Source organism: Lysinibacillus sp. FSL M8-0134 (genome assembly GCF_038069745.1).
Classification (GTDB): Bacteria; Bacillota; Bacilli; order Bacillales_A; family Planococcaceae; genus Lysinibacillus; species Lysinibacillus irui.
This window is the reverse complement of record NZ_JBBPAJ010000001.1, coordinates 2,955,826-2,977,018: the sequence shown is the minus strand read 5'-3', so window position 1 is coordinate 2,977,018 and position 21,193 is coordinate 2,955,826. Positions and strand designations below refer to the sequence as shown.

The following is a 21,193-nucleotide window of genomic DNA, read 5'->3' as shown; positions in this document are numbered from 1 at the left end:
AATGAGGGTGAAACAATGGAATTATCAGATGCATATATACAATCATTTATACAGCCACGTAATGAATTGCTTTTAGAAATGGAAGCATATGCGGAGGAGAATCATGTACCGATAATGCAACTAGCAGGGATTGATGCATTAAATCAACTGTTACGTATTCAAAATCCGTCAAAAATTTTAGAGATTGGCACGGCAATTGGTTATTCTGCTATTCGAATGGCGGAGGCCTTGCCTGACGTCCATATTGTTACAATTGAACGTGATGTAGAGCGTGTAACAAGGGCGAAAGCCTATATTGAACGTTCAACCGTATCACAACGAATTACGGTCATTGAAGGTGATGCTTTAGAGGTGGACGATGAGGCCATTCACACGACATTCGATGCTGTTTTTATCGATGCCGCAAAGGGACAATACCAACGCTTTTTTGAAAAATATGCCCCTTTAGTAAAATCAGGTGGAGTTTTGTATATCGATAATATGTACATGCATGGGTTGTCTGATTTAGATTTGAAGGATGTTCCACGTCGTAAGCGGACAATGATTCGCAATTTAAAAAACTTCACAGATTGGATCATGAAGCACCCGGATTATACAAGTGCTTTTTTACCAGTCGGTGACGGTTTATTACTATGCTTGAAGAGGTGACTACTATGAAAAAACCGGAATTGCTTGTGACACCACAATCAGTAGAACATATAAAAGCATTATTAGAAGCTGGAGCAGATGCTTTTGTCATTGGTGAACAACAATTTGGTCTACGTCTAGCAGGGGAGTTCTCTGTTGCTGAAGTGGAAGAAGCAACGAAGCTTATTCACGCAGCAGGTAAAAAGGTTTATGTTGCGGTCAATGCACTATTCCATAATGAGAAACTAGACGCACTTGCTGACTATTTAAAAGAAATGCAACGTATCGGAGTGGATCGTTTAATTTACGGGGATCCAGCGGTATTAATTATTCGTCGTGAGCAGGGCGTTACAATTCCATTACATTGGAACCCAGAGACAACTGCTACAAACTGGTTTACAGCGAACTATTGGGGAAAACGTGGTGCAACTCGTGCCGTGTTAGCACGTGAGCTTTCTCTTGATGAAGTATTAGAAATTAAAGAAAATGCCGAGGTGGAAATTGAGGTACAAGTACATGGTATGACTTGTATGTTCCAATCTAAACGTCCTTTACTTGGTCATTATTTCTTATACCAAGATAAAGTAATGGCTATTGAAAATCGTCAAGAAAATCGCAATATGTTCCTACATGATGATGAGCGAAATAATAAATATCCAATTTACGAAGATGTGAATGGAACACATATTTTCAGTCCAAATGATATGTGTATTATTGATGAGCTGGCCGAATTATTTGAAGGTGGCATTGATGCTCTGAAAATTGAAGGTGTTCTACAAACGGCTGACTATGTCGTAACGGTAACAGAAGCCTATCGTCAAGCTATTGATGCGTATTTTGATGAATCCGAAGAAGCGTATGAAGAGATAAAAGATGCTTTATTAGCAAAAATTGAAGATATTCAACCAGCCATTAGACCATTAGATACAGGCTTTATCTTCAAGGAAACAGTTTACTAGGAGGGGGCAATAACATGGCATTAGCGTTAGAACAAAATGACAAAATCCGTGAGATTGTCGACGGTAAACGTGTCATTACTAAAAAACCAGAGCTACTTGCCCCAGCAGGTAGCTTAGAAAAATTAAAAGTCGCTGTTCATTATGGAGCAGATGCAGTATTTATCGGTGGACGAGAGTTTGGTCTTCGTTCCAATGCAGATAACTTCTCGATTGAGGAAATGCGTGAGGGTGTGGAGTTTGCCAATAAATACGGCGCAAAAATTTATGTGACAACAAACATTTTTGCCCACAATGAAAATATGGATGGCTTAGAGCGTTACCTAAAGGATATTGAATCAGCAGGCGTAACAGGTATTATCGTAGCGGATCCGCTGATTATCGAAACATGCCGTACAGCAGCACCTAAGCTAGAAATTCACCTTTCAACACAGCAATCGCTATCTAACTGGAAGGCAGTACAGTACTGGAAAGAAGAAGGCTTACATCGTGTCGTTTTAGCACGTGAGGTAGGCGGCGAAGAAATGAAGCTAATGAAGGAAAAGGTTGATATTGAAATCGAGGCCTTTGTTCATGGTGCAATGTGTATTGCCTATTCTGGTCGCTGTGTTCTGTCCAATCATATGACTGCGCGTGATTCCAACCGTGGTGGTTGCTGCCAATCATGTCGTTGGGACTATGATTTATACGAATTAGAAGATGGTGAAGAAAAAGCACTTTTCGATGATAATCATGCACCATTTGCTATGAGCCCAAAAGATTTAAAATTAATCGAAGCAATTCCTCATATGATTGAGCTTGGCATCGACTCTTTAAAAGTTGAAGGTCGTATGAAGTCCATTCACTATGTAGCGACAGTTGTTTCAGTTTATCGTAGAGTAATTGATGCCTATTGTGCTGATCCAGATAACTTTAAAATTAAACGAGAATGGCTTGAAGAGCTAGATAAATGTGCAAATCGTGATACAGCTGAAGCATTCTTCCATGATGCACCTGGCTTCGAAGAGCAAATGTTTGGTTTGCATGGTCGTAAAACAACGTATGAATTTGCTGGTTTGATCTTAGATCATGATCCAGAGACAAAAATTGTTACAATGCAGCAACGTAATTATTTTAAACCAGGTGATGAAGTGGAGTTCTTTGGACCTGAAATCGAGAACTTCCGAATGACAATGGGAGAAATATGGGATGAGGATGGCAATAGCCTAGATGCAGCCCGTCATCCATTACAAATTGTTAAATTTAAATGTGAGACACCATTAAAGCCGCATAACATGATGCGAAAGGAGAATAACTAATGGCAGTAAAGCGTCCAGTTGTCATCGGAATCGCTGGTGGTTCATGCTCAGGGAAAACGAGTGTGACACGTGCTATTTATGATGTTTTTCGCGATCATTCAGTTGTTGTCATTGAACAAGACTTTTATTATAAAGATCAGAGTCATTTAACATTTGAAGAGCGCCTAGGAACTAACTATGACCATCCGTTAGCTTTTGATAACGATTTATTAATTGAGCACATAAAAAAACTTTTAGTGCGTCAACCAATTGAAAAACCTGTTTACGATTACGTGCAGCATACGAGAGCACAAGAAGTCATTCATGTTGAGCCAGTGGATGTTATTATACTAGAAGGTATTCTAGTGCTAGAGGATGCTGATTTACGTGATTTAATGGATATTAAGTTATTTGTGGATACAGACTCGGATTTACGAATTATTCGTCGTATCATGCGTGATATTAAAGAGCGTGGACGTACAACAGATTCAGTAATTGAGCAGTATCTATCGGCGGTTCGACCTATGCATAATTTATTTATTGAACCAACAAAACGCTATGCTGATATCATTATTCCAGAAGGTGGGGATAATGAGGTAGCAATTGATTTAATGGTCACGAAAATTAAAACTATTCTTGAAACCGACAACGTATTGTAATAAGATAGAGTGGTATTGACAATATTTTCATGCATATTTTAAAAAGGTATGCATACTATTAGGTCAAAGCGTAATTTGAAAACGTTTAAAAATAATAAAATTCGATTAAGTGCAATTTCCAAGCATTTAGTCGAGTTTTATGTTTTTATATTGAAGAAACAAGGAGTGAAGGACTTTGGCAAATGAAAAACAGTACCCTATGACAGCTGAGGGGAAACGTAAATTAGAAGAAGAATTAGTAAAATTAGAAACTGAAACACGTAAAGAAATCGTTGAACGTATTAAAATAGCACGTGATTTTGGAGATCTTTCTGAAAACGCTGAGTATGATTCAGCAAAAGAAGAACAAGCCTTTTTAGAAGGTCGTATTTCTACATTAAAATCAATGATTCGTAACGCAGTCATTATTTCTGAGGATGAGACAGATAACAGTGTAGTATCACTTGGGAAAACGGTTACATTTGTAGAAATTATTAATGGTAAACCTTCGACAGAAGAAGAATCTTATACAATTGTTGGTTCAGCAGAGGCAGATCCTATGGAATTCCGTATCTCAAATGAATCACCAATTGCTAAAGGTCTACTAGGCCGCGCTGAAGGCGAAGAAGTAGTTGTTCAAACACCTGGTGGCGAAATGAAAGTAAAAATTATTTCTATTAAATAATGTTAACATGTACAAGCAGTTGGCCATTCTTTCCAAGAGAGGCTAACTGCTTTTACCATTATTTGATTATCAGGCTTCCTAGTAATTTAGTGAGTATAATTATTTTGCAAGTGCTGTCGAACTTGATAGAATATTTGCTAGAGAGGGGGAGACATTATGAGTGAACGACAAACTCGAAGTAGTCGTCATTTGCAGCCATCTCGTAATAAAAAGCTAGATAAACTATTGAATGTTTTAATTGGCGTTGTGGTCGTACTTATTATTATCACAGCAACCTATGTGTTTAAATGGCAAGATGATGCAGATCAAGCAGTAAAAGATGAGCCAGCTCAAGAGGAAAAGAGCGGTGATAAAGAAAAAGAAGTGGACAAAGAGCCTGCGAATGAAGAGGATAAAGATCTTGCTGTCGACGAAGAAAAACCTTCACAGGAAGAGGAAGAAGCGGAATCTGAGACATCACAAGAGGAGCAAGGTACACCTGAGGAATCGACTTCAGATAATCCTATTGTAGACAAGGTCATCACGAATAAAAACTGGCAGCCAACACCTACAACACAAACAGGCCAGCATGTGTCTTCATATGACGATACGTCTGTAGACTGGGCTGAAAAAGTAGCAACAGTTTCTACTGTGACAGGTATCGACCAAAGCAATATGATCATCTGGCGTATGCAAAATAATGGTGGTCCTAATTCAGCCATTGCAACGGTTTCAAGTAAAGATAAATCCCAAATGTACCGTGTCAGCATGGAATGGGTTGACAATGAAGGCTGGTTGCCTGTGAAGCTAGAGCAACTGAACACATTAGAAGGCGCCTATTGACGAAAATCACTCTTTTGATTATTTTTAATAGAGTTGATAAAGAAGGGAAGTAACAGTTCATGAAAATTGCAGTAATTGGCGCAATGGAAGAGGAAGTAGAGCTACTAAGAGCAGCATTAAACGATGCACAAAGTACAATCATCGCAGGTAGTGAATATACAACAGGAACTTATGAGGGTAAGGAAGTCGTGTTATTAAAAAGTGGTATTGGTAAGGTGAATGCTGCCATGTCTACGACAATACTTTTACATGAGTTTAAGCCAGATGTTGTCATTAATACAGGATCTGCAGGTGGGTATGATGAAGCTCTTGAGGTTGGCGCTGTAGTCATTTCCGATGAAGTTCGTCATCATGATGTAGATGTCACTATTTTCGGCTATGAAATCGGACAAATGGCTGGTATGCCGGCAGCCTATAAATCAGATGAACAATTGATGAAAGTAGCTGAAGAGGCTGTTAAGGCGGTTGGAGAGCATCAGTATGGTATTGGATTAATTTGCTCTGGGGATGCTTTTATGAATGATCCTGAACGCGTAGAAGCTGTTCGTCGTCATTTCCCTCAAATGAAGGCTGTAGAAATGGAAGCAGCAGCGGTTGCACAAGTGTGTTATCAATTTGCGACACCTTTTGTTGTCATTCGTGCGCTATCAGACATTGCTGGGAAAGAATCGAATATTAGCTTTGATGAGTTTTTACCAGTTGCTGCAAAGCATTCGACACAAGTAGTATTAAAAGCCATTGCCTCACTATAAACTACACAAAATGGTCAAAATGTGCTGATTTTTCTGTGAGAAAAATCACAGTTAGAATAAAGGACAAATGCTACACTTTAGACTAATCAATCTCTTCATAATAGAATGGGAGGCATTCACGATGTTATTTCTAACAGCGGGTGTAGTCATTTTAACAACTTTAATCGGCACACTGATTTCAGCAGAACTATCAGAATCAGCACATTAATAGTATGTATGACGGAAAAGCTCCTTTGCGACATAGTCATGTCGCAAGGGGCTTTTTTCTATGCCATGAAATAGGCACATCTTCCGCCAAAGAAGCATTGAATTTTTCTATTGTCCATTTTACAATAAATTATTCAACCGACTTTTGGTCTCGTTTGTACAGTTGGTAGAGTTTAATAAGTGCTCGTTTTTCAATGCGAGATACATAGCTTCGTGAAATATTTAATCGAGCAGCAATTTCCTTTTGTGTAAGTGCATCCTGTTGATTTAAGCCATATCGCAGTGTTACAATTTCAAGTTCGCGTTCATCAAGCATATGCAAATAATGATATAACTGTGCTACATGCTCTTTATGCTCCAACTTCTCTGTTGCACTTTCTTCATCACATTGAAGTAAATCACGAATTTGCAGTGCATTTCCGTCTTTATCAGTTCCGATAGGCTCAAACAAAGAAACGTCTTTCTGAACCTTTTTTTGTGTCCGTAGATGCATTAAAATTTCATTTTCAATACAACGAGCTGCATATGTGGCGAGTCGTGTTTTTTTGTCAGGGGTATAGCTCTCTACTGCTTTCATTAGACCGATTGTTCCTATGGAAATGTAATCATCGAGTTGCTCATGTTTTGGATGGAATTTTTTAACGACGTGCGCGACAAGCCTCATATTACGTTCGATCAGATCAAGACGCGCTTGCTCATCGCCACCTAAAAATCGTTCAATACAAGCAGCTTCCTCTTCTTTTGAAAAGGGTTTATGGAATGTTTGCCCCTTTAAGTAGCCAAGCAACGCAGGGATCTCAAGCCATAACTGCAACATTGATGTGAAAATTCCGCTCATTGAATGATTTCATCCTTTCCCCATTTTTCGACAGTATATGTTTAAAAGCTGTGGGAAATGAAAAAAGTGCAACAGCAAATGCGCTGTTACACTTTTTTTAACGTAAATGTACTAATCATTAGTAAAGCTAAAATGGGAAAAAGGAAAAGATAAAATGCCGGATGGAACGTATTGGCCGCGAAATACGTTAAAGTTAAGAACGTACCTGCAGCTGTAATAGGTAAACCTGTGAAATAACCATTCGCTTCACTAATATTGAAGCGAGCTAAACGCATCGCACCACAGACGATAAATAATACGGCCATCATCATGCCGGCAAAACCAAAATCAACTAGAACAACTTCATACATTAGTAATGCAGGCGCCACGCCAAATGATATAATATCACTCATAGAATCTAATTGTTTACCTAGCTCTGACACTTGTCCGAGCGCTCTCGCTACCTTACCATCGTAGCGATCAAGAAGAGCTGCAATAAAGATAAACAAGACACTATAGCTATAGTATTCATGTAAAGTGGCCATAATAGCCGCGCCTCCAAAGGACATATTACTAATTGTGATGAAGTTAGCTGCGTGCGATTTCATTTTCTTAACCGTGGTATCCACCAACTTGTGATAAAAAAACAAGGGGGATCACTCCTTTGCACTTAAGATATTGTACCATTATACTTCGAATGCGAAAAAATTGACAGTCTAAATTAATGGATAGGGGTTTTACTGAATGAAAGAAAAACTATATCAACGCTTGATAGAACTAACGAATGGTAAGCAATCTTCCCATCTTTTGCAGACAATTGCAAAAGCGAAGTGGAGTAAACGTATAATTCCAAGCTACATGAAGTTATACGATATTAACCTTGAAGAAGTTTCAAAAAAACAACAACAATTTTCATGTTTACATGATTTTTTTACAAGAGAACTGCTAGAAGATGCTCGGCCAATTGAAAAAGATCCAGCCATTTTTACCAGTCCAGTAGATGCTAAAGTGGAATCTTTTGGACGCATTGAGTGGGATATGACATTTCTTGTAAAGGGTAAACCCTATGCATTACAGGATTTACTCGGCAATACAGAACGAGCAGCACAATATGCGGATGGACATTATATCGTATTTTATTTAAGTCCTGCAGATTATCATCGTATCCATAGTCCGATTGATGGAGAAGTATTACGACAATATACACTTGGTCAGAAATCTTATCCTGTGAATCAGCTTGGTCTTACATACGGTAAAAAACCAATTTCTCATAATTATCGTTTAGTGACGGAATTGAAAGTAGACAATAAGCAACATGTAGCATTTATAAAAGTGGGCGCAACCTTTGTTAATTCAATTGTGCTTACTAATACAACAACGAAATGGCGTAAAGGGCAAGAAGTTGGTTATTTCTCATTTGGTTCTACCGTTGTGATGCTGTTTGAAAAGGATGCGATTGAATTTACGGATAATGTTGTTAAAGGAAGCCCAATTAGAATGGGTGAAGCCTTTGCAAATATGCTATAATGGTCGAATAATACGTTAAGATTAGGGGTCGCTATTTTGTATAATTTTTTATTACCAAACGAATTTGTGACGAATATTTTTGAAATTACACCAGAGAAGTTACAAGAATTAGGTATTAGAGGAATCATTACAGATTTGGATAATACGCTGGTTGAATGGGATCGTCCAGATGCCACTGAAGAGCTAATCATATGGTTACGCATTATGAAAGAATCAGGAATTCGTGTTATTATTGCGTCGAATAACAATGAGGCACGTGTAAAACATTTTGCTGAGCCATTAGGTATCCCATATATTCACAAGGCAAGAAAGCCACTTCGAAATGCTTTTTATAATGCGCTAATTCAGCTAGGTTTGCGTCCAAATGAAGTAGTGATGGTAGGAGATCAACTGCTTACAGATGTGATGGGTGCCAATCGCTTAGGTCTGCATACAGTGTTAGTTAAACCTGTTGCCCAATCGGATGGGCTTGTAACAAAATTGAATCGTTTCATTGAACGTCGCGTGTTTAATGATTTGAAACGAAAAGGAATTATAACTTGGGAGGAACAAGAATGATTGAAATGCCAAATTGTATTGGCTGTGGTACAACAATTCAAACAGAAGATAAAACAGCAGTTGGGTATGCACCCCCATCATCTTTAGAGAAGGATGTGGTCATTTGCCAACGTTGCTTCCGTTTGAAAAATTACAATGAAATTCAACCAGTGTCATTAACAGATGATGACTTTTTACGTATTTTAAATGGTCTTGGTACACAGCAAGGCTTAATCGTAAAAATTGTTGATATTTTTGACTTCAATGGGAGCTGGTTACCGGGGCTTCACCGCTTTGTAGGAAATAACCCAGTCCTGTTGATTGCCAATAAAGCAGATTTATTACCAAAATCGGTAAAACCTAAAAAAGTAATCAACTGGCTTAAACGAGAAGCAAAGGCTCTTGGACTTCAGCCTGTTGATGTCCTGTTAGTAAGTGCTCATAAAGGCAAGGGGATGGCTGAAGCAATGGAAGCTATCGACGCGTACAGAAAAGGGCAAAATGTTTATGTTGTTGGTTGTACAAATGTTGGGAAATCTACGTTCATTAATCGTATTATTAAACAGGCAACAGGTGAAGGTGAAGTCATTACAACTTCTCATTTCCCTGGCACAACATTAGACATGATTGAAATTCCATTAGATGATGGTAGTGCATTATATGATACACCTGGTATTATTAATCATCATCAAATGGCTCATCATATTGATTCCAGTGAATTAAAATATATTATGCCGAAAAAAGAAATTAAACCAAAAGTTTATCAGCAAAATGCTGGACAAACTTTATTTATTGGGGCTTTAGCTCGATTTGATTTCATTCAGGGAGATCGCTCTGCCTTTACAATTCATGTAGCCAACGATTTACCAATTCATCGAACAAAGCTAGAGAAGGCAGATACGTTGTACGCAGAACATAAAGGAGAACTTCTGGCACCACCAACTGCAGATTTCATCGATCAACTACCGCCATTAGTTCGTCATGAGTTTTCTATTAAAGAAGCCAAAACAGATGTTGTTTTCTCTGGGCTGGGCTGGATTACAGTTCAACATGCCAATGTAGTAGTGGCAGCTTATGCACCAAAAGGTGTACAAGTTTCAATTCGTCCTTCCCTTATATAAATCGAAGGATAAAGTAGAGAGAGGGCTAGAAAATGAAGAAGTGGTTTGCAGTGATGGGTGATCCAATTGAACACTCAAAATCACCAGCCATGCATAATGCTTGGTTCGAGGACATGTCGATAGATGCGACATATATTCCTTTACATGTCCCTTCTGATCAATTAGAGTCAGCAGTGGCTGGTTTGAAAACATTAGGAGCAAGTGGTTGGAACGTTACAATTCCCCATAAAACAGCCATCATACCCTATTTAGATGAGCTAGATGAGCTGGCCCAAAAAATGGGTGCAGTGAATACAGTCGTACGAACAATGGAAGGAAAGCTGAAAGGCTATAATACAGATGGTATCGGTTTTGTTCGCTCACTTGAAGAAGCCGTTGGTACGTCGCATAAAGACAAGCCTGTGTTACTTGTTGGTGCTGGAGGCGCTGCTCGTGGTATTGCTTTTGCTATGCAGCAGCAAGGCTATAGCCATTTGTCCATTGCCAATCGTACAGTGGCTAATGCTCAAGCTATTATTGATGAAATGGGAATAGGTCGTGCGATTTCATTAAAAGAAGCAGAAGAGACTTTAGCTGATTTCAGCATTATTGTGCAAATGACATCGGCTGGCCTTGCCACGGGCAATTTTTCCATGCCATTTTCTTTAGATTTGCTTTCGAAAGGAGCAATTGTTGCAGATATTGTGTATAATCCATTAATGACGCCTTTTTTACAAGCAGCAGAAAAAAGGGGAGCAACGATTGTTACAGGTCTAGGGATGTTTGTACATCAAGGAGCCATCGCTTTTGAGCACTGGATAGGAAAGTATCCAAATACAAATTCAATGATTGTGCAGCTTAAGGCACAATTAGGAGGAAACTAATTTTTATGTTAACAGGTAAACAGAAACGTTTTTTACGTGCGGAAGCACATCATTTAACACCTATTTTCCAAGTAGGAAAAGGCGGCGTTAATGACGAAATGACAAAGCAAATTCGTGAGGCATTAGAAGTACGTGAACTAATTAAAGTACGTATTTTAGATAACTGTGAAGAAGATAAACATGAAGTTGCTGAAGCACTTGCAACAGGCGCACATGCAGAGCTTGTCCAATTAATCGGTCTTACAGTTGTTTTATATAAAGAATCACGCAATCATAAAAAGATTGTATTACCAAAAGCAACGAAATAAGGTGAAACGATGAAAAGGGTCGGTTTACTGGGAGGAACATTTAATCCTCCGCATATAGGGCATTTAATGATGGCAAATGAAGTTTTTCATGCGCTAGAATTAGATGAAATTCGTTTTATGCCTAATGCAATACCACCACATAAGCATGCTCGTTTCGATGCAAGTAATGCTGAACGACTTGAAATGGTGAAGCTGGCTATTCGTCCATTTTCACATTTTTCTGTAGAGTCGTATGAGGTTGAGAAGGGTGGCGTATCCTATTCCTATGAGACACTTTCAGCATTGTGTAGAAGAGAACCAAATGTGAAATTCCACTTTATCATCGGAGGAGATATGATTGATTCGCTCCATACATGGCATTGTATCGATGATTTAGTGAAACTTGTGCAATTTGTTGGAGTAAAGCGTCCAGGAACAACGGCTACGACAGATTACCCTGTATGTATGGTGGAAGTGCCTCAAATCGATTTATCGTCCACACTGATTCGTGAACGCCTTGCTACTGGAGGAACGGTGACATTTTTGCTACCAGAAGCGGTAGAGACGTTCATACGGAAGGAAGGTCTATATGGAACGCGAACAGTATTTAGCGGCGATTAAGCCAAGAATGCCTGAAAAACGGTATGTCCATACAATCGGTGTAATGGAAACGGCAATTTCTTTAGCACAAAAATATGGGGAGGATGCGAAAAAAGCTGAAACAGCAGCAATCCTCCATGATATTGCTAAATATGCCGACATTGAATGGATGGAGGACATCGTTCGTGAAAAAAAATTAGATCCAAAACTAATTGGCTGGGGCAGTGAATTACTACACGGTCCGGTTGGTGCATATATAGCAGAAAGCGAGTTTGGCATCACTGATCAAGAGATACTAAATGCGATTCGTTTCCATACAACAGGACGCGCTAGTATGAGTCGTTTAGAAAAAATCATTTTTGTAGCAGATATGATTGAACCGAATCGCCGATTTGAAGGTGTCGATCGTCTGCGCAAAAAAGCTCAAAAAAATTTGGATAAGGCCATGAGTGCTTGTGTCCGCCATACATTGGCATTTTTAATAGACACAAAGCAGCCAATTTTTCCTTTATCAATAGAATGTTATAACGATATGATGAACAGAGAGGATAGTGAAGGATGACTTCAACTTTATTACAAGCAGCGTACAAAGCAATCGACGACAAACATGGTGAGGATATTGTCGTTTTAAATATGCAAGGAATTTCCCTTTTAGCGGATTATTTTATCATTGCTCACGGTAACTCAGATCGCCAAGTGCAAGCTATTGCGCGTGAATTGCAAGATATAGCGGAAAAAGAGGGCTATGAAATCCGCCGTATCGAGGGCTTCGATGCAGCTCGTTGGGTACTTGTAGACTTAGGTGATGTAGTGGCACATGTTTTCCATAAGGATGAGCGTGCTTATTATAATTTAGAGCGTCTATGGGGCGATGCACCACAATTAGACATGCCTGAGGCCTAAGTGAGTAGTTACGAACGCTTTGCCCATGTCTATGATGAGCTACAAAAGGATATTCCTTATAATCTTTATGTAGATTGGGTTGTACAACATGCACCAAGTAGTCAATATCCAGCATTGTTAGATATTGGTTGTGGAACGGGTGTGCTTAGCTTGTTATTTGCACAGGCTGGCTATAAGGTCAGCGGTATAGATTTATCAGAAGAGATGTTATCCATTGCTACAGAACGTTTTACTGCTGCAGGATATCATGCACCTTTATATTGTATGTCTATGGATGAATTAGACGGCTTTGAGGCATTGGACGTTGTTACAATTACTATAGACTCCCTTAATTATGTGATAGAGGAGCAAGCTGTCTATACGACATTAGAACGTATCTATCATGCTCTGCGAGACGGGGGACAGCTATTTTTTGACGTCCACTCCTTATTTAAAATGAATGAGATCTTTTTAGATGGACCGTTTACGTATGATGATGGAGATATTAGCTATGTATGGCATACAGAACCTGCAGATTACGAGCATTCCGTTATCCATCAAATGACTTTTTATGTTCGGGATATCGCGAGTGAATTATATGAGCGTTTTGACGAAGAGCATATTCAACGCACCTTCTCTATTGACCAGTATATGACTTGGTTGCGTACCATAGGTTTTGATCATGTTGAAATTACAGCAGATTTTACAGATGAAGCACCAGAATATGACAGCGAGCGCATTTTTATTCGTGCAGTAAAATAATTTAGAAAAGAGCCACATTGTTCAAGTAACAGTGTGGCTCTTTTGATGGAAAAGTCTTTGAATTGGTCGATAGAAAGGCTAGAGTGATGGATAGAACTCTAGGATAAAATGAGAGGAACGACTGTTCTAAAACTATAGTTCTTTACCGGTTTGCAAATAACATGAGATAGTGTAAGATATATGTACCTCCATATGATTATCTTTTGCAAAGAAAGGGTGGTGCTATGCTCCAATCTTTATGGCAAAAGTATAAAAAAAGTATGTTATTCCCCGGCATACTCGTACTCAGTGGACTTTGTTACTTCTATTTTTCGAGTTCAGACTCTTCACCTCCCCAAGAAGAGCTCATCGAAACAATCCAACCTATTGAAGAAAATAACCTTATTGATTCGACTAAAGAAACGGCTATACAGCAAGTGTTTGTTGATATAAAGGGTGCTGTACTATACCCAGGTGTTTATGAGCTTCAGCAAGACCAACGTATTCGAGATGCTGTCCAACTTGCAGGCGGCTATACAGAGGATGCAGACACACAGCTTATAAATCATGCTCAAAAAGTGCGGGACGAAATGGTCATTTATATTCCCGAAAAAGGTGAACAACTAGAGGAAGGAACTACTAATTTTATTAGTTTGCCTGCTGAAAATAATAGTAATGAGCAAAAGATTAATATTAATAAAGCGGATGTATCAGCTCTTTCAACATTGCCAGGTATTGGTCCCTCTAAAGCTCAAAGTATTCTTTCATACCGAGAGGAGAATGGTCCTTTTCAAAAGATTGATGATTTAAAAAATGTTAGTGGCATCGGTGATAAAACATTTGAGAAGTTACAAGATTCTATTACCGTAAACTAAACCTTGTAGATTTTGTGATATTGACGCCCCTTTTCAAAAAGGGCTACACTATAGTAGAAAAACAAGAGAAAAATCATTTGTTAGGCAAATTTTGGAGGTAGTCATATGGAGCGAATTACTTGGGATCAATTTTTTATGGCACAAAGCCATTTACTCGCATTACGAAGTACATGTACTAGACTAGCAGTAGGAGCAACTGTGGTACGTGATAAACGCATTATTGCAGGTGGTTATAATGGGTCTATTACAGGAGATGAACATTGTATTGAAAAGGGATGTTATGTAGTGGACAATCATTGTGTTCGTACGGTGCATGCCGAAATGAATGCATTGCTACAATGCGCTAAATATGGAACACCAACAAAAGGTGCAGATTTGTATGTAACTCATTTCCCATGTCTACCATGTACAAAGTCCATTATTCAAGCAGGGATTGAACGTGTGTATTATGCAACAGACTATAAAAATAATCCATATGCTCAGGAATTATTTGAAAAAGCAGGAGTGGAAGTCGTTCATGTACCCTTTGATGAGCGTAAAATTGATTTTTTGCGAGATGAAAAACTAGCATTGTACACAGAGATTCTAGATGAGCTTCGCGAGAGTGGTGTGTCACAAGAAAAATTGCTCCCATATGAACAGAAGGTGAGCGCATTATTTGGCATCAAGCTTTAAAGCATAAATGGATCCATATAGCACTTGCTGTACTTGTAGCTGCTCTTGCGGCACACAAGTCGGCTTGGCTACTCATGTTAATACTTCTTTTAGCACTGTGGCTCATCATAAAAGATGAGTCACGTTTTCTTGCAACGCTTGTAATGGCTTGTGGGTTACTATCGTATTTTTTCCTTTCAATCTATCATTTGTCGGAACCTTCCCCTTTACCGTCAACCTTCCCATTAACATGGTCAAATGACTATAAAATTAACGGTCAAACACTTCGAGGATTTGCAACAACCACAGATGGCCAAAAACTTTATGTTGTTTATACATTTTCTTCTGAGCAAGAGAAAAAGCTATATGAAAATACGTCCCTAACAGGCGTAACCTATTTAGCAAAAGGTGAACTTGTTGAGCCATCACCTGCTGCTCATACTTATGCATTTTCAATGTCAGATTATTTAACGAGTAAGGGAGCAATAGGTATAGTTGAAATCACGAATTGGAGTTACGTAGAAAAGCAAACTTCCTTCGTTACCTTCCTTGCAGAACGAAGATACAGCATAGAAAAGCATATTGAACGTACTTTTCCAAAATCCCTTGTAGTAGAGGCACAAGCACTTTTAATTGGAGAGAAGGACCAAATGGATGATGAATTGCAGCGTGCTTATCAAAAGTTAGGTATTACGCATTTATTTGCAATTTCAGGTTTACATGTTGCCTTGATATCTTGGCTATTTTTTGAAGGATTACTTAGAATAGGCGTTCGCAAAGAATTGGCTACGGTTGTTCTATTGATCCTCTTACCCGTTTATGGCGTCATTGCAGGAGGCGCACCTTCTGTGTGGCGTGCGGTTTCTGTGGTCGAATTAATGATGATACTGCGCATGATTAAGTTGGACCTACCAATGGATGATGCATTAGCTTTTAGCTTTATAGGCTTTGTCTTGCTTGAACCTGGCGTCATTTTTCAAATAGGCTTCCAACTATCCTATCTAGCAGCCGTAAGTCTTGTTTATTCCGGCACCATTTTTAAACAAACAAAAAATGAGCTTGCTCGCTCTTTTTGCATTACACTCGTGTGCCAGCTGCTCGTCTATCCTTTATTACTTTATCATTTTTATGAACTATCCCTATCCTCGTTCATTGTAAATATTATGTTTGTTCCACTCTTTTCCTTTGTAATATTGCCCTTTAATCTAGTGGTCTTTGTTCTAACGTATCTTCCCTTACCACTTGCAGACATGTTATTTATTGTCTACGAACCATTACGTCATTTGTTAACCGATATGATTTTTTACATGCAGGGGCTACCTTTCCAATTATGGTCACCAGGTAAACCAACTATTTGGCTTAGTTGTGTAGCAATGCTAAGTGTTCTAGTGAGCTTTTATTACTTAGAAACAAGACGATATGGGAAGGCAATTGTCATCCTCTTCATACCAGCCCTTTGGATTCATTTATCACCCATATTGTATAGCGAAACAAAGATCACGTTTTTAAACGTTGGACAAGGGGACAGTATCGTGATTGAATTACCATTTAGGAAAGCTGTGTATGTCATTGACGCGGGAGGGGTATTGCGATTTGAACAAGAGCAATGGAAGAAAACAGATAGACCTTATGAGGTGGGAAAGCAAGTTGTAGTGCCGTTTTTAAAAGGCAAGGGTATAAGAGCTATCGACATTTTTATTGCCACACATGCAGATGCAGATCATGTAGAAGGGGCAGAGGAAGTTTTACAAGAGATTAAAATGAAGGAAATTCATGTTACGCCGGGTTCATTGGAACAGCCTGTCATGAGAGATTTATTGAAGGAGGCAAAGAAATTCAAAGTTCCCATCAAGGAAAAGATGCAGGGGACAGCGTGGCATATCAGAGAGGTGGGTTTTTATTATTTATGGCCTCAAGATACCTTTTATGAAGGAAATGATGATTCACTTGTTTTATACATGCAGCAGAGGGGGTTTACAGCGCTTTTTACCGGCGATTTGGAGCAATATGGTGAACAACAGCTAATTAAGCGTTACGGGCATCTAATAGCCAATCTAACACTACTTAAGGCAGGTCACCATGGTAGTAAAACATCAAGTATAGAATCATTTGTCGAGTTACTCCAACCGCAATTAACGATTTTCAGTGCAGGTCTCCAGAATCGCTATGGACATCCACATGAAGAAGTGGTCCAACGTTTTACAAGTCGGAATTTGGCGACTTTTACAACAGGAGTAGATGGAACAATTGAAATTCGTATTCGTGGCAATACTACATGGTCAGTGTCAAAAATTGAAAAAGGCCTTGTCCAATGACAAAGCCCTTTTCTGTGCATAAGTCCAATTACTGTGATACAAATTCTACTATAGTTGCAATAATAAACATAATTGTGAAAACGCCAAATGATACACCGAAACCAACACCAGAATCGATGGCATCGTTACGTCGACATTGTATGTTTTTTCCTTCAAATGGATTCATTGTTATCCCTCCAATTCTGTTATTTATTATAAGACAACATGTGCATAAAAGCTATATTGAAAAGGAGAATTCCCCGTCTGGCAAGGAATCGACACAATTTAGTCAAAGACACAAATAGCCTTTAAAGGGTAGAAAGTAAAACTCATTCATCTTTCACGAAAGAGCTATTGTGTCTTCTGCTATATCAATAAAAAATCATGTATACTAATAGTATTGCTAGATGGAGGGGAAATTATGATTTCAACGGTTTGGAATACAATAAAAAAAGGTGAGCTGGCACCAGTATATTTACTTGTTGGTGAAGAAAGCTATTTTATAGATGAGACCATCAAGCGTTTAAAAAAAGCGATGGGCCCAGAAGAAGAGCTAGAAATGACAACATTTGATTTGGATGAAATGCCAGTAGATGCTGTCATGGATGAAGCAGATACAATTCCTTTCTTCTCAGAACGAAAATTGATTATTGCTAAAAATGCCTCTTTTTTAAAGGCAACCGAAAAAGGGAAGGAAAAAATCGATCATGATGTGAAGCGTTTAGAAACGTGGTTATCGAATCCATCCGATTTTTCAGTAACTGTATTTATTGCCCCATATGAAAAATTAGATGAACGTAAAAAAGTAACCAAAATGATGAAAGAGCATGCGTTACTTGTGCAAGCAGAAACACCAAAGGAACAGGACTTAGCGGTGTGGATTCAAGGCATTGTGAAAGCACAGGGCAATAGCATTACACAAGATGCAATTGAACTGCTTGTGACGATGGTTGGAGCGAACATGCTACAATTACAAATGGAAATTGATAAGCTAACCCTTTATTTAGGTGAGGGTGGTGAAATTACATCTACTTTAGTGGAGGATTTAGTGGCCAAAACATTGGAGCAAGATGCTTTTAAAATGCTCAATGCTTATTTGGCGAATGATTCTGTCGGAGCCTTGTCTATCTATCATGATTTATTACGACAAAAACAAGAACCTATTATGTTAGTTGGGTTACTCGCATCCAATGTTCGTACAATGTCGAATGTTTTTTATTTGTTGAAGAAAGGATATCATCCGCAACAAATTGCTAAAAATTTAAAAATACATCCGTATCGTGTCAAATTAATGGTTGAGCAGCGGAATCGACCGTCAGAAGAAAGTTTGTTAAGAGCCTTATATCAGTTAGCAGAGGTTGATTTACAACTGAAATCGACAAGCGGTAACCGAGAACGCTTTTTAGAGCTTTTCTTATTACGTCAACTTTAACACAGAAAGCTGTCCAATATTGCGACAGCTTTTTTTATTATCTATCAAAATTAAAAAGATCAGCTACTCATAATAGAGTATCTGATCCTTTAAACAATTACGCTTTTTTAGCAAGGCGAGACTTTTTACGAGCCGCCGCGTTTTTGTGGATAAGTCCTTTTGAAGCTGCTTTGTCTAAAGATTTGAAAGCTGCTTGTAAAAGTTCTTGTGTGTTTTCAGCGTTAGCAGCAACAGCGTTCTCAGCTTTTTTCACTGTAGTACGCATTGCAGATTTAGCTTGAGAATTAGCAATGTTAGCTTTTTCGTTAACTTTTACGCGTTTAATCGCAGATTTAATGTTTGGCATATATTTCACCTCCTAAATTAGGTACGAGATGATATCTTCTCATTGATTTCTTGTGTCAATACAACAAAAATCATTTTAACAAACGCTTGGCCAAATTGCAATAGATAAATGCAAAGAATATTTACTTGACAGTTTGAACAAACTACAGCTTGAGGTGAACTGTATGGAAAATTTTAATTGGCAACGAACAGATTTAATCGATGAATCAGAAGAGGTAGTTGTCCATCAGACAAAAGAACAAAAAGAAAAATTGGAACAATCAAGTGGCATTCAAATAGTAGATCGGAATGCTGGTCGAGTGAAAATTACAGACGTTCTTGTAGATGCTGAAGGGGAAAAGCAAATTGGTAAAAAAGAAGGACAGTATATTACACTTTCTGTCCCGACCCTAACATTAGAAGATCAAGATGGATTTACACAACTAGAACAAGAGCTATTGGTGAATTTTAAGAAATTGCATGAATCCCTTTCCTGGCAAGAAGACGATAAAATTCTAATTGTCGGCTTGGGGAATCGCACAATTACACCCGATGCGATTGGTCCGTATTTGATTGATCATCTGCATAGTTTAGATGTGATTGATGAAAAATTTGTGATGTATGCGCCTGGTGTAACAGGACAAACAGGCTATGAAACAGGTGAGTTCGTGGCTGCCATTGCTGAACGTCTACAACCAAAATTAATCATTGTCGTGGACGCACTTGCTACGAGAGCGAGTAATCGACTATGTAAAACCATTCAACTAACAAATACAGGTATACATCCAGGATCAGGGGTAGGGAATCAACGTCAGGAAATCTCCTATGAGATGCTGGGTATTCCAGTAACTGCAATTGGCATCCCGACTGTAGTTGATGCACCAGTTTTAATTGCAGATGCAGTAGAAACAATGCTTCGTTCGATAGCTGCTCGAGTGGCTGAACGAAGTAAACCATCATCAAAGCTTTCTTTATCCTCTTGGCAACCAGACATCAGTAAGGACCTAGATATGACGTTAGTTCAACCTATTTTCGGTGAATGGGCGACATGGACGAAAGAGGAACGTCAACAGCTTTTTGAAGAAACCTTCGCAGGCTCCCATACACAATTGATGGTAACGCCTAAAGAAGCAGACTATTGGATTGATCGCTATGCAAGATTAGTGGCTTCTATGCTAATGAATTGGGCAAGTGAAATATAAAAAAGTAAAATGAGAGCTCTTCTGAAGCACTGATTTTTATGCAGAAAACAAGAAATATTTTTTCGTTCTAAAAAATACCCCCCCTCCATACGATATGGGGAGGAGGGTGTGACTTTGCTAAAAAAACTACAATGGTCATTTGGTATATTATTGTTCTTTTTCGTATTACCTGTCATTGCTGGGCAACTTCCGTTCAACAAGCAAGCATCGACTCCGATTAAACAACCAGAAGATAAGCAGGTCGTGTTTGCCGCTACCAATTTAGCTGAACAAAGTGTGTTGGAACAAACGAAAGAACCTGAAGCAGATCAAGCCCCGGATCCGGGACCTGACCCATTTAAAGTGTTAGTGTTATTTACTCATTCCCATGAAGCCTATGAACCAATGGTAAAGGCAGTGAGCGGTAAGGTAGCGACTTCTCATGAAACGGTTAATATTATGAGCTTGAAAGATAAGATTGTGAATCATTTTAATGTAAATGGCTTGAAGACAGATGTTCTTGATGTAGATATTATGAAGAAATTACAAGCAGAAGGTAAGGGATATCACGAATCTTATAATGTGATGAGACCTTATTTAAGTAAGCATTTAGAAACAAATAATTATGATTTAATACTGGATCTACATCGTGACTCATTAAAACATGATCTTACAACAATTTCGTATAACGGGGAAAACTATGCGAAAATCGCAATCGTTGTTGGAGCTGAACATGCCAACTTCCGCTGGAATACAGCCTATGCGGAAAGTTTATCTTCCACATTAAACGCGATTGTCCCTAAAATTTCTAAGGGTGTTATTTCCAAAAGCGGTGACGGTGTCGATGGACGTTACAATCAGGATTTAGCGAAGCAAATGATGATTATTGAGATAGGTGGAATTGGCAATACAGAAGAAGAGATCAATCGTACGATTGCTGTAATTGGGAAGGCTATATCAAAAGCATTTGTAAATGATTCAAAAAAATAAAATGGCAGCAAAAAGTGAGGCTCTTGTAGACTCACTTTTTTACTATTGTATTATAATAAAATTTCCAGAAAAAAATCTCATTATTTGTCTTTTCATTGCTCCAT

Annotated in this window: 27 protein-coding genes; 23 read left to right on the top strand and 4 right to left on the bottom strand. The window is 38.6% G+C overall.

Annotation, left to right across the window (positions count from 1 at the left end):
• Positions 1–15: 15 nt before the first annotated feature.
• The 8 genes from MKY49_RS15255 (at position 16) to MKY49_RS15220 (ending at position 5,965) form a co-directional block, all read left to right on the top strand.
• The gene (locus MKY49_RS15255; protein WP_274793864.1) at positions 16–648 is read left to right on the top strand and encodes an O-methyltransferase; all 633 of its coding nucleotides are present in this window, start codon (positions 16–18) and stop codon (positions 646–648) included.
• A gap of 5 nt (positions 649–653) precedes the next feature.
• Positions 654–1,586: a peptidase U32 family protein gene (locus tag MKY49_RS15250; RefSeq protein ID WP_312506727.1), complete on the top strand. Its 933-nt coding sequence runs from the start codon at positions 654–656 to the stop codon at positions 1,584–1,586.
• A 14-nt stretch (positions 1,587–1,600) separates the two neighbouring features.
• Positions 1,601–2,881: a peptidase U32 family protein gene (locus MKY49_RS15245; protein WP_274793862.1), complete on the top strand. Its 1,281-nt coding sequence runs from the start codon at positions 1,601–1,603 to the stop codon at positions 2,879–2,881.
• Positions 2,881–3,519, top strand: a complete 639-nt coding sequence (udk, locus tag MKY49_RS15240; protein ID WP_274793861.1) for a uridine kinase — start codon at positions 2,881–2,883, stop codon at positions 3,517–3,519. Before MKY49_RS15245 ends, udk begins: the two co-directional genes overlap by 1 nt.
• 175 nt (positions 3,520–3,694) lie before the next feature.
• Entirely contained in the window at positions 3,695–4,183 is a 489-nt protein-coding gene (gene greA, locus MKY49_RS15235) for a transcription elongation factor GreA (protein WP_274793860.1), read from the top strand.
• A gap of 156 nt (positions 4,184–4,339) precedes the next feature.
• Positions 4,340–5,005: a YrrS family protein gene (locus MKY49_RS15230; RefSeq protein WP_312506726.1), complete on the top strand. Its 666-nt coding sequence runs from the start codon at positions 4,340–4,342 to the stop codon at positions 5,003–5,005.
• A 59-nt stretch (positions 5,006–5,064) separates the two neighbouring features.
• A complete protein-coding gene (gene mtnN, locus MKY49_RS15225) occupies positions 5,065–5,757 on the top strand; it encodes a 5'-methylthioadenosine/S-adenosylhomocysteine nucleosidase (protein ID WP_341386606.1) in 693 nt (230 codons plus the stop codon).
• A gap of 67 nt (positions 5,758–5,824) precedes the next feature.
• Complete coding sequence (locus tag MKY49_RS15220; RefSeq protein WP_274793857.1) at positions 5,825–5,965, top strand: 5'-methylthioadenosine nucleosidase; 141 nt, start codon at positions 5,825–5,827, stop codon at positions 5,963–5,965.
• 129 nt (positions 5,966–6,094) lie between these two features.
• On the opposite strand, the gene sigK is transcribed toward MKY49_RS15220, so the two are convergent.
• Entirely contained in the window at positions 6,095–6,802 is a 708-nt protein-coding gene (gene sigK, locus MKY49_RS15215; RefSeq protein WP_274793856.1) for an RNA polymerase sporulation sigma factor SigK, read from the bottom strand.
• A gap of 86 nt (positions 6,803–6,888) precedes the next feature.
• A complete protein-coding gene (gene pssA / locus MKY49_RS15210; RefSeq protein WP_274797356.1) occupies positions 6,889–7,389 on the bottom strand; it encodes a CDP-diacylglycerol--serine O-phosphatidyltransferase in 501 nt (166 codons plus the stop codon).
• Positions 7,390–7,525: 136 nt separating this feature from the next.
• On the opposite strand from pssA, the gene MKY49_RS15205 reads away from it, so the two are divergent.
• From MKY49_RS15205 to MKY49_RS15150, 12 genes are all read left to right on the top strand, one after another.
• On the top strand, positions 7,526–8,308 hold the full coding sequence (locus MKY49_RS15205) for a phosphatidylserine decarboxylase (protein WP_274793855.1): 783 nt from the start codon (positions 7,526–7,528) through the stop codon (positions 8,306–8,308).
• Positions 8,309–8,344: 36 nt separating this feature from the next.
• Positions 8,345–8,866, top strand: coding sequence for a YqeG family HAD IIIA-type phosphatase (locus MKY49_RS15200; protein WP_312506724.1), 522 nt, complete (start codon positions 8,345–8,347; stop codon positions 8,864–8,866).
• Entirely contained in the window at positions 8,863–9,966 is a 1,104-nt protein-coding gene (gene yqeH / locus MKY49_RS15195) for a ribosome biogenesis GTPase YqeH (protein WP_274793853.1), read from the top strand. Before MKY49_RS15200 ends, yqeH begins: the two co-directional genes overlap by 4 nt.
• Positions 9,967–9,998: 32 nt before the next feature.
• Positions 9,999–10,829 (top strand): shikimate dehydrogenase, encoded by an 831-nt coding sequence (gene aroE, locus MKY49_RS15190; protein WP_274793852.1) that lies wholly within the window; start codon positions 9,999–10,001, stop codon positions 10,827–10,829.
• Positions 10,830–10,834: 5 nt separating this feature from the next.
• Positions 10,835–11,137, top strand: coding sequence for a ribosome assembly RNA-binding protein YhbY (gene yhbY, locus MKY49_RS15185; RefSeq protein WP_205444536.1), 303 nt, complete (start codon positions 10,835–10,837; stop codon positions 11,135–11,137).
• Between the two features lie 9 nt (positions 11,138–11,146).
• Positions 11,147–11,737, top strand: coding sequence for a nicotinate-nucleotide adenylyltransferase (locus MKY49_RS15180; RefSeq protein ID WP_274793851.1), 591 nt, complete (start codon positions 11,147–11,149; stop codon positions 11,735–11,737).
• Entirely contained in the window at positions 11,706–12,278 is a 573-nt protein-coding gene (yqeK, locus tag MKY49_RS15175) for a bis(5'-nucleosyl)-tetraphosphatase (symmetrical) YqeK (protein ID WP_274793850.1), read from the top strand. The genes MKY49_RS15180 and yqeK overlap by 32 nt, the downstream gene beginning before the upstream one ends.
• On the top strand, positions 12,275–12,619 hold the full coding sequence (gene rsfS / locus MKY49_RS15170) for a ribosome silencing factor (protein WP_274793849.1): 345 nt from the start codon (positions 12,275–12,277) through the stop codon (positions 12,617–12,619). Before yqeK ends, rsfS begins: the two co-directional genes overlap by 4 nt.
• Complete coding sequence (locus MKY49_RS15165; RefSeq protein ID WP_274793848.1) at positions 12,620–13,360, top strand: class I SAM-dependent DNA methyltransferase; 741 nt, start codon at positions 12,620–12,622, stop codon at positions 13,358–13,360.
• Positions 13,361–13,584: 224 nt separating this feature from the next.
• Positions 13,585–14,214 (top strand): helix-hairpin-helix domain-containing protein, encoded by a 630-nt coding sequence (locus tag MKY49_RS15160; RefSeq protein WP_274793847.1) that lies wholly within the window; start codon positions 13,585–13,587, stop codon positions 14,212–14,214.
• A gap of 105 nt (positions 14,215–14,319) precedes the next feature.
• Complete coding sequence (locus tag MKY49_RS15155) at positions 14,320–14,889, top strand: ComE operon protein 2 (protein ID WP_274793846.1); 570 nt, start codon at positions 14,320–14,322, stop codon at positions 14,887–14,889.
• 74 nt (positions 14,890–14,963) lie between these two features.
• Entirely contained in the window at positions 14,964–17,183 is a 2,220-nt protein-coding gene (locus tag MKY49_RS15150) for a DNA internalization-related competence protein ComEC/Rec2 (protein WP_341386605.1), read from the top strand.
• Positions 17,184–17,211: 28 nt separating this feature from the next.
• On the opposite strand, the gene MKY49_RS15145 is transcribed toward MKY49_RS15150, so the two are convergent.
• The gene (locus tag MKY49_RS15145) at positions 17,212–17,349 is read right to left on the bottom strand and encodes a YqzM family protein (RefSeq protein ID WP_036121877.1); all 138 of its coding nucleotides are present in this window, start codon (positions 17,347–17,349) and stop codon (positions 17,212–17,214) included.
• 234 nt (positions 17,350–17,583) lie between these two features.
• On the opposite strand from MKY49_RS15145, the gene holA reads away from it, so the two are divergent.
• The gene (gene holA, locus MKY49_RS15140) at positions 17,584–18,594 is read left to right on the top strand and encodes a DNA polymerase III subunit delta (protein ID WP_312506829.1); all 1,011 of its coding nucleotides are present in this window, start codon (positions 17,584–17,586) and stop codon (positions 18,592–18,594) included.
• A gap of 97 nt (positions 18,595–18,691) precedes the next feature.
• Here holA and rpsT read toward each other — a convergent pair whose 3' ends face one another.
• Positions 18,692–18,940: a 30S ribosomal protein S20 gene (gene rpsT / locus MKY49_RS15135; protein WP_274793843.1), complete on the bottom strand. Its 249-nt coding sequence runs from the start codon at positions 18,938–18,940 to the stop codon at positions 18,692–18,694.
• Between the two features lie 163 nt (positions 18,941–19,103).
• Here rpsT and gpr point away from each other — a divergent pair, with 163 nt between their 5' ends.
• Both gpr and spoIIP read left to right on the top strand, forming a co-directional pair.
• Positions 19,104–20,120 (top strand): GPR endopeptidase, encoded by a 1,017-nt coding sequence (gpr, locus tag MKY49_RS15130; RefSeq protein WP_274793842.1) that lies wholly within the window; start codon positions 19,104–19,106, stop codon positions 20,118–20,120.
• Positions 20,121–20,228: 108 nt separating this feature from the next.
• The gene (gene spoIIP / locus MKY49_RS15125; RefSeq protein WP_274793841.1) at positions 20,229–21,089 is read left to right on the top strand and encodes a stage II sporulation protein P; all 861 of its coding nucleotides are present in this window, start codon (positions 20,229–20,231) and stop codon (positions 21,087–21,089) included.
• Positions 21,090–21,193: the final 104 nt, after the last annotated feature.